Source organism: Streptomyces sp. ISL-100, assembly GCF_018614615.1.
Taxonomy (GTDB): domain Bacteria; phylum Actinomycetota; class Actinomycetes; order Streptomycetales; family Streptomycetaceae; genus Streptomyces.
On sequence record NZ_JAGGOK010000153.1, the window covers coordinates 1 to 7504 of the forward strand.

Here is a 7504-nt window from a genome sequence, read left to right on the forward strand (position 1 = left end):
AGCACAGGGCGCACAACGCGGCGTCTTGGGATGAAACAGGATCCTCCTGGCTTATACGCCCCCGGAATCATCACCTTCACACCACAGGCCACTCCAACCCCGGCAGCACCAGAGAATCCGAAGTGCAAACCGGCTCAAAAATCACTAAGAAGGGTCTAAACGCCCTCTGAGAGGTCGTTTTCACCTGGTTTATGCCGCATCACATGCCTCAGGACTTCACTCGCGCCTCTCACGTGTTGGGATCGTGCGGGGCGTGGCGAGAGGTCTCGCCGATATGGGCACTTCTTGGAGTGAGACAGACTTCAGAGGATGAGACCGGCAATACGGGCTCCGTTTTAGCCTCACCAGCCATTTTGACGCATCGGCACCTCAGAAGTCGCAGCCTGACATCGAAGCAAGCTGGGAGCAAACAGACTTCACCGATGAAAACGACCTCTCAGACGCTGTTGTCTTTCCGAACGTGATCGCTGCGTTTTCACTCGTCAGGCGTGATGTCGGTGGTTCGGCGGCAGGGATGACACGTCGTGTCGTCTCGTCGAGGAGGTGCCGAATGCCGTCGGTGATGGGGTTGTTGGAGGAGCGACAGCGTACCGCCCGTCAGCGGGTGGAGGCCCTCCAGGCCGAACTGCGGGAGGCAGAGGCCGTGCTGGAGCGTCGGGTGGTCGCGCTCGCGGAGCTGACTGATGCCCTGGCCGCGGGTGCTGTGCTCGAGGAGCTGGTCCGGCCGGCACCGGTTCCGGCCGTGGACAAGGAGCCCGCCGCCGGGTCGGTGGTCCCCGCCTGGCGCGAGGGTGTCACGGCTGGGGTGCTCGCGCCGGAGTACCGGCGGCTGCTGGCGGTGCTGGACGCGGAGTCGGGCTAGGAGGGGCTGCGGGCGAAAGACTTGGCTGCGCGATTGGGCTTGGAGCTGGTGCCTGCAAAGGTCGAGGGTGCGCGGGTCAAGGCGAAGCGGCTGGTGGCGCGGGGCTGGCTGGTCGAGGACCGACCGGGCCTGTTCACCCTGCGGTGCCCGGCGGGGTGAGCCTGCCGCGGGCGAGGCGGCGGCCCATGAGCATGGCCATCGACCACTGCAAGACGGCTTCGCTGGTGGCGGGCCGCATCTCGTAGTCGCGGGCCAGGCGCCGGGTGCGCATCAGCCAGCCCAGGGTGCGCTCCACGCACCAGCGTCGGGGCAGCACGATGAAGCCGCGCGTGTCGTCGCTGCGCTTGACGACCTGGAGGGCGAGGCGGAGTTTGTCCCTGGCCCAGTCGACAAGGCGGCCCGCGTAACCGCCGTCGGCCCACACGAGCCGGATCCTGCGGTGGCGCGCGAGCAGGCGGGGCAGCATGCCCAGGCAGTCCACGATCAGGTGCCGCTTGCGGCCGTTGATGTTCTTGGCGCCGTCGAAGCCCCGCGTGGCGGCCGGGACGGACGAGGCTGCCTTGACCGACTGCGAGTCGACGATCGCGGCGGTCGGTTCGGTGTCCCGGCCCTCGCTCTCGCGGACCCGGCCGCGCAGCCGGTCGTGGAACTCGGCAATCAGCCGGTGGTCGCGCCAGCGGCGGAAGAACGCGTAGACGCGGTCCCAAGCGGGGAAGCCAGCAGGCATCGCGCGCCACCGGCTGCATGAGGAGCGCTCTGATACCTCGTGCCTGTGACGAGCGCGCGCTACGGGGCGGGTACGTGCAGCCAGACCGACGCGTACGCATCCTGTGAACAACTGCTATTCGGGGGCTGTCGCCAGTCCCGTGGTTCGGAACGTCCCGCGACAGTCCGCGTCTCCTGCTTGTCGCGCATTTCGGTGAACGGAACCCTCGAAATACGGGACATCCCGCACCCTCGGGCATCATCCTGATCTTGCCGCGTCCCTGGCGGCATCACGTGATCCGGTGCTGTACGTACCTCTGGAGATGGTGCACGTGCCCCACCAAGTGTGTTTGGACGCCCCCGAGGTGATCGACGGTGTGGTCGATCACCTGCTGCACGTCAGTTATGACGAGCGCACGGTGATCCGGCTGGCCACGACGACCATGGACCATGAGGGAATCACTGCCCATGGCAAGGCACTCTTCGGTACGCGGCCCGGAGAGAGCCTGCGGCTGCACGGCTCATGGGTTCATCACCCACGCTACGGGCGGCAGTTCAAGACCGAGCGGTGCGAGCGGACCATGCCGGCCGACGAGCGGGCCATCCGCCTCTATCTCGCCTCGGGCATGATCCGCGGCATTGGCCCCGTCCTCGCTGCCGCGATCGTGGATACCCTCAAAGCGCAGACCCTAGAGATTATCGACACCGATTCGCAGCGGCTGCTGGAGGTGCATGGGGTCGGCGAGATCAGGCTGAGGCGGATCACAGCGGCCTGGCAGGAACAGAAAGCCATCGCCGAGATCATGGTGTTTCTCCAGGGGCTGGGGATCACCCCGGCGCTTGCAGTGAAGATCTACAGCGCGTACGCCGATGCTGACGACGACCCGATGCGTATCGTGACCCGCACCCCCTACCGGTTGTGCCGGGACGTGCACGGCGTCGGCTTCGCCAACGCCGACAAGATCGCCCTGGCCGTCGGCATCCCGAAGCACAGCGATGCACGCCTCCAGGCCGCCCTGTTGCACGAACTCGATGACGCCGGCGGGGGCGGCCACTGTCACCTGCCGGTACGTGTGCTGATCGCCCGTACCCGCAATCTGCTGACCGACGACGACGCGGCCACCGAGGAGATCCTTGACGATGCGGTGCTGCGCCAGGCGCTGGAAGCACTGCGCGGCCAAGCCGAGGTCGTCACCGAAACTCTCCCGCTTGCCGTGCTCGACGGCACCGACGCCGTGGTGGACATGGAGATCGCCATGCTGCCGCACCGGCATCGCGACGAGACTCAACTCGCCTTCCACGTACGGCGCCTCCTCGATTCCCCGACCTCCTCGCTGGCCGATCTCACGCCATGGGCGGAGCGGCTGGCCGCGCTTACCACCCAGGAATCAGCCGGGCTGACCGACGAGCAGTACCAGGCGATCCGCACCGCACTGACCCGCACCGTCTCCGTCCTGACCGGCGGCCCCGGCTGCGGCAAGACCCATGCCCTGCGCACCCTCGTCGACATCGCCGACGAGGCCGGCGCGATCGTCGTGCTGGCCGCGCCCACCGGGAAGGCCGCCAAGCGCCTGGAGGAGACCTGCGGCCAGCCAGCGATGACCGTGCACCGTCTCATTCGGCCACCCGACGGCGACTCCCTCTTTGACCACGCCGGCGCCCTGGAGAGCGCCGACCTCGTGGTCGTCGACGAAGCCTCAATGCTCGACCTCGCTCTGGCCCGCCGCCTCTTCGCAGCCGTCCGCGGTGGCTGCCACCTGCTGCTCGTCGGCGATATCAACCAGCTGCCCAGCGTCGGACCCGGCCGGGTCCTGCGCGATCTGCTCGATGTCCAGGACATCCCGCGCACCAGGCTCACCAAGGTCTTCCGCCAGCACGACGACAGCGCCGCGATTACCACCAACGCCCACCGCATCCTGCGCGGCGAGCTGCCGAAGGACGACCCCAAGGCGTTCTGGAACTGGCCCGTTCCCATTGCCGAGGACATTGCCCAGCGTGTGGTGGACCTGGTCACCGACCGTATGCCGAAACGCTTCGGTGCCAGCCCGCAGGACATCCAGGTCCTGTGTCCGGGCAAGAAGAACATCGCTGGCATGAACGACCTCAACCTGCGCCTCCAGGAGAGCCTCAACCCGCCAGCCGACGACAAGCCCCAGCACTACCACGGCGGCACCGCCTTCCGACTCGGCGACCGCGTCCAGCAGATCCGCAACAACCCCCACCGCGGCGAGAGTGGTGTCTTCAACGGCACGAGCGGCACCATCACCGCTGTCGACACTGAGACCCACCAGCTCACCATCACCTTTCACGACGGCGAGGCAGCCACCTACCCCTTCACCGACCTCGACGAGCTGGTCCACGCCTACGCCGTGACCGTCCATCGCTCCCAGGGCAGCGAGTACCCGTACGTCATCGTCCCGATGATCAACGCTGCCGGGACGATGCTCCTCCAGCGCAACTTGCTCTACACCGCCATTACCCGCGCCCGGCACGGCGTCATGCTGATCGGCCAGACCGAGGCCGTCGAGCGAGCGATCGCCAACAACCGCACCCAGCGCCGCAACACTGCGCTCACTCACCGCATCGCTCACCCGGCCGACGGTGTACCTGCGCCCCGAGCCCAGACCCCAACCGGTCAACTCGCCTGGAGCTGACGTCGGCGGCTCGCGCTGGTCCGGTCGGTGGTCAGCGGGGCCCACGGACCGCTACGCGGCGCCGCGGAACCGCGGCACGGCGTCGGCCGCGGGTGCCGCCTCGGGAATGCCGACGACTTCGACCGTCACCCCCTGGCGCTCCAGTTCCTTGGCGGCCTGCACGAGGGCGACCTGGGAGAAGGGGAAGAGTGTCTCGGGGGTCAATGCCGTGCCGCGCTTGAGCAGGATCGCGAACACGACGTGCTTGGGGGCGAAGTCGTCAGGCAGTACGTGCCGCCCCTTGCTCTCCTCGCGGACACGGCGGACGAACTGGCTCCTCACCTCGTCCGACTGCTGCAGCATCTGTACCGCGACGAGCCCCTGGTTGAAGAGGTGGCTGAGGGCGTCCGAACCACCGTGCGCGTGCTTGACCATGACCAGGGTGTTCTCGGGGGTGATCAGGTCACAGATCTCGATCCCGGTGGTCATCCTGAGCGGGTTCTTCGCGTTCTTGCGGTCCATGCAGACATAGCCCCGCCGCTGGTTGGGGACGTGGGCGTTGTACTTGCACTCGTCGGCGGCGTCGAGGTCCCACGGGGTCGGCTGCAACCGCCGCCGAACTGGCGGCGCTCACGGAGCGAGCGGTGACACCGCTGGCCGCCCCCACGGGCGTTGACCAGCCACGTATTGGGTGCCCCCGGCAGGACTCGAACCTGCGGCCACGCGCTTAGAAGGGACGCGCGCTGTTTGGAGTGACTGAGGCTCTGACCAGCGAGCCACCGTGGGCAGGAAGCCTTCCCTCTCGCTGCGCCACCGCGCACCGGAAGGCGCCATTCCGCTGGGTTGAAGAGCGGGCGACCTGGCCTTGCGAAGCGAGCGCGACCCGATCAAGGGTTTGCGGCGGGGGCTTGGCCTGCTACTCCCCTCTCGCGACGGCCTGGCGCAAGGTCGAGTAGAGGGGGAGGCGGAAACAAGCAGGGTGCGGGGCGGTCGTGAAATTGGGGGTGGGTCACTTACCTCATGGATGCAATACGTCAACAGGTGCAGGCCAGTCAAATAGTCAAGGGTTTTGTCTCTAACTAGACAGCTTTTATAGCCAATTGAAAGCTACTGTCTTCCGAATTTGATCATTTCCCGCGAAGTGTGGGGGGGCTCACGGAGGATGAGAGTGGCTGAGCGGAATCGAAGATTCATAGGTAGAGCGGGAATGGCTTTCGCGCTTTTGGTGTCGTTGTCGGCGCTGTCCGGTGGCACGCAGGCCGTCGCGGCCGAGGCTGGGGGCTCGGGTGACTGTGTGCTGGAGGAAGGCGTCCTCAGTGTCGCCGACCTGCCCGCCGGGTCGTCGGCGGTCGACTGCGGAGCGATCGGGCGGGTGGTCGAGTTTGACGGCGCTGCCGTGACGGTGCCCCAACCCGGTACGGCCGTCAGTATCGAGGCTCTTTCGCCGGCCGGCGACGTACACGGGTTCCAAATGGAGGTCGCCAGCGATGGCACAGTCTCCTACGACCTGGCCGAGGCGGGCGTGGACGCGTCTGTCGACGGCGTCGACATCGCCGACGACCTGTCCGGCGTCGTAGAGACCGACACAGATGCGGCGGATGAGGCGGACTCCAACGCGGACGTGGAAGACACGCCCCAGGACGGGGATGTCCCGGTCGAAGACATGGACGACCTGAGCGCCACCGCGACGTCCGCGTGCAGCGACGGCGCCTATTCAACGAACGATCTCAAGGAGTACGGCACGTACGAGTGGTACATCGGCGACGGAGGAATGCCCGGCGCCCTGTCACAAGAAGATGCTAAGTGGGCGTTCTGGGACGCCATCGACAACATCACTGACAGCTACAACAACTGCGGCTACACCGACCAGGTCGGCGCGGAGAGCAACTACCGGGGCACCACGACCAGAGAAACGAACATCAACAGCAGCTCCCAGTGCACCGATCGGGACGGGGTGAGCGTTTGGGACGCGGGCAACCTGTCCGGCAATACCGTCGCCGTGGCGTGCACGTGGTCCTGGTCCTCGCCCGGCATCAAGAACGACCTCAGGGAAGCCGACGTCCGCTTCAACACCACGGACTTCGACTTCACGAACAACCCCACGAGCAGCTGCCGGAACAAGGATGACATCCGGTCCGTCGGTACTCACGAGGCCGGACACGTCTTCGGGATGGGGCACGTCGCTACGGGGCACTCCAACCTCACCATGTACACCAACTCGTTCACGTGCTCGACTAAGGCTAGGACGCTCGGCAAGGGCGACGTCCTCGGTCTCCGGAGCATCTACTGAGCCGAAGGCCACTCTGAGAGAGAAGGAACGAACCGATGAGCGCTGCTTTCCCGGTCGGCCGAGGCGGATCCGTACGCATGCTCCTGGTGGCCGTCGCCGCAGGGGCGTCGACCATCGGCTGCACTTCGTCGAGCGGAGGCGGTGGCGATGACTCGGCGTCCTGCGCCTACCGGGTGACGTACGAGGACCGTACCTACGGGGATGTCGCCAACGTCGACTTCAAGATAGGGAAAAAGCTCGGCGCCGTCAGTTCCGCGCCCTGCGACGACACGGGGGGCCAGAGCGAGGGCGCGGAGCCCGCGACCGAGTCGACCGCCTACGCGGTCGCGGGACTCGACACCGACATCGCCATCGCGGTGGGAGACACGCCTGGTGAGGCCGTCCTCTTCGCCGTCGACTCCGCCAAGGGTCTTCCCACTGAGGTTGAGAAACTGATCGACGGCTCCTGATCCACCTCCGCCTAGCGGATGTGTCACAGGACCGCGAGGCGTAGCGTCGGTGTGCCCCAGATGCACCGACGCTGGCCTTTTCCGTCGAAAAGAACCATCCACAGGCATCAAGCCGGTGGATCCGGGCTCACCCATGGCTGTGTGACTAACGCGCGTGTGGGGCGTACCCGATGACCAGCTACGCCCCACACGTGCGTCTGACACTACGAGTTGACCGTGATCCATTCCTGTTCGAGGACTGAGAACAGGATGCTGTCTCGCCACGCGCCATTGGTGAAGACGTGGTCACGGAGGACACCCTCGCGAGTGAAGCCGAGTTTTTCGACGAGCTTGATTGAGGGAAGGTTGTCGGGGCCGATTGCGGCGCTGATGCGATGGAGGCCCAGCTCACGGAAGCCGAAGCTAATCATCGTGCGTGCCGCATCGGCCGCGTAGCCCTTGCCCCATGCGGAAGCTGCTGTGGCGTACCCGAGCTTGCCGGCGCGGACGCCGCTCAGGCCAATGCGGCAGAACCCGACGACATGGTCGCTGGAGTAATGCTCATGACCTAATAGCAGTGCACGGC

Annotated in this window: 7 protein-coding genes; 4 read left to right on the forward strand and 3 right to left on the reverse strand. The window is 66.3% G+C overall.

What is annotated here, in order from left to right; genetic code table 11:
• Positions 1-550: 550 nt before the first annotated feature.
• Positions 551-862 (forward strand): hypothetical protein, encoded by a 312-nt coding sequence (locus tag J7E89_RS40355; RefSeq protein ID WP_251061769.1) that lies wholly within the window; start codon positions 551-553, stop codon positions 860-862.
• Positions 863-995: 133 nt separating this feature from the next.
• Here J7E89_RS40355 and J7E89_RS40360 read toward each other — a convergent pair whose 3' ends face one another.
• Positions 996-1589 (reverse strand): transposase, encoded by a 594-nt coding sequence (locus tag J7E89_RS40360; RefSeq protein WP_214981505.1) that lies wholly within the window; start codon positions 1587-1589, stop codon positions 996-998.
• A gap of 280 nt (positions 1590-1869) precedes the next feature.
• Here J7E89_RS40360 and J7E89_RS40365 point away from each other — a divergent pair, with 280 nt between their 5' ends.
• The gene (locus J7E89_RS40365) at positions 1870-4221 is read left to right on the forward strand and encodes an ATP-dependent RecD-like DNA helicase (protein ID WP_214981506.1); all 2352 of its coding nucleotides are present in this window, start codon (positions 1870-1872) and stop codon (positions 4219-4221) included.
• A 51-nt stretch (positions 4222-4272) separates the two neighbouring features.
• On the opposite strand, the gene J7E89_RS40370 is transcribed toward J7E89_RS40365, so the two are convergent.
• Positions 4273-4809 (reverse strand): DUF6119 family protein, encoded by a 537-nt coding sequence (locus tag J7E89_RS40370; RefSeq protein WP_214981507.1) that lies wholly within the window; start codon positions 4807-4809, stop codon positions 4273-4275.
• A gap of 598 nt (positions 4810-5407) precedes the next feature.
• Here J7E89_RS40370 and J7E89_RS41690 point away from each other — a divergent pair.
• Complete coding sequence (locus tag J7E89_RS41690; protein WP_251061770.1) at positions 5408-6490, forward strand: peptidase M10; 1083 nt, start codon at positions 5408-5410, stop codon at positions 6488-6490.
• A gap of 35 nt (positions 6491-6525) precedes the next feature.
• Positions 6526-6939, forward strand: coding sequence for a DUF6281 family protein (locus tag J7E89_RS40380; protein ID WP_251061771.1), 414 nt, complete (start codon positions 6526-6528; stop codon positions 6937-6939).
• Between the two features lie 203 nt (positions 6940-7142).
• Here J7E89_RS40380 and J7E89_RS40385 read toward each other — a convergent pair.
• A partial coding sequence (locus J7E89_RS40385) for a GNAT family N-acetyltransferase (RefSeq protein ID WP_214981508.1) occupies positions 7143-7504 on the reverse strand: 362 nt, incomplete at its 5' end.

Bases quoted from the DNA above. Each gene is read 5' to 3' on its own strand.
- J7E89_RS40355 (WP_251061769.1), top strand. From the start codon at position 551: ATGCCGTCGGTGATGGGGTTGTTGGAGGAGCGACAGCGTACCGCCCGT.
- J7E89_RS40360 (WP_214981505.1), bottom strand. From the start codon at position 1,589: ATGCCTGCTGGCTTCCCCGCTTGGGACCGCGTCTACGCGTTCTTCCGC.
- J7E89_RS41690 (WP_251061770.1), top strand. From the start codon at position 5,408: ATGGCTTTCGCGCTTTTGGTGTCGTTGTCGGCGCTGTCCGGTGGCACG.
- J7E89_RS40380 (WP_251061771.1), top strand. From the start codon at position 6,526: ATGAGCGCTGCTTTCCCGGTCGGCCGAGGCGGATCCGTACGCATGCTC.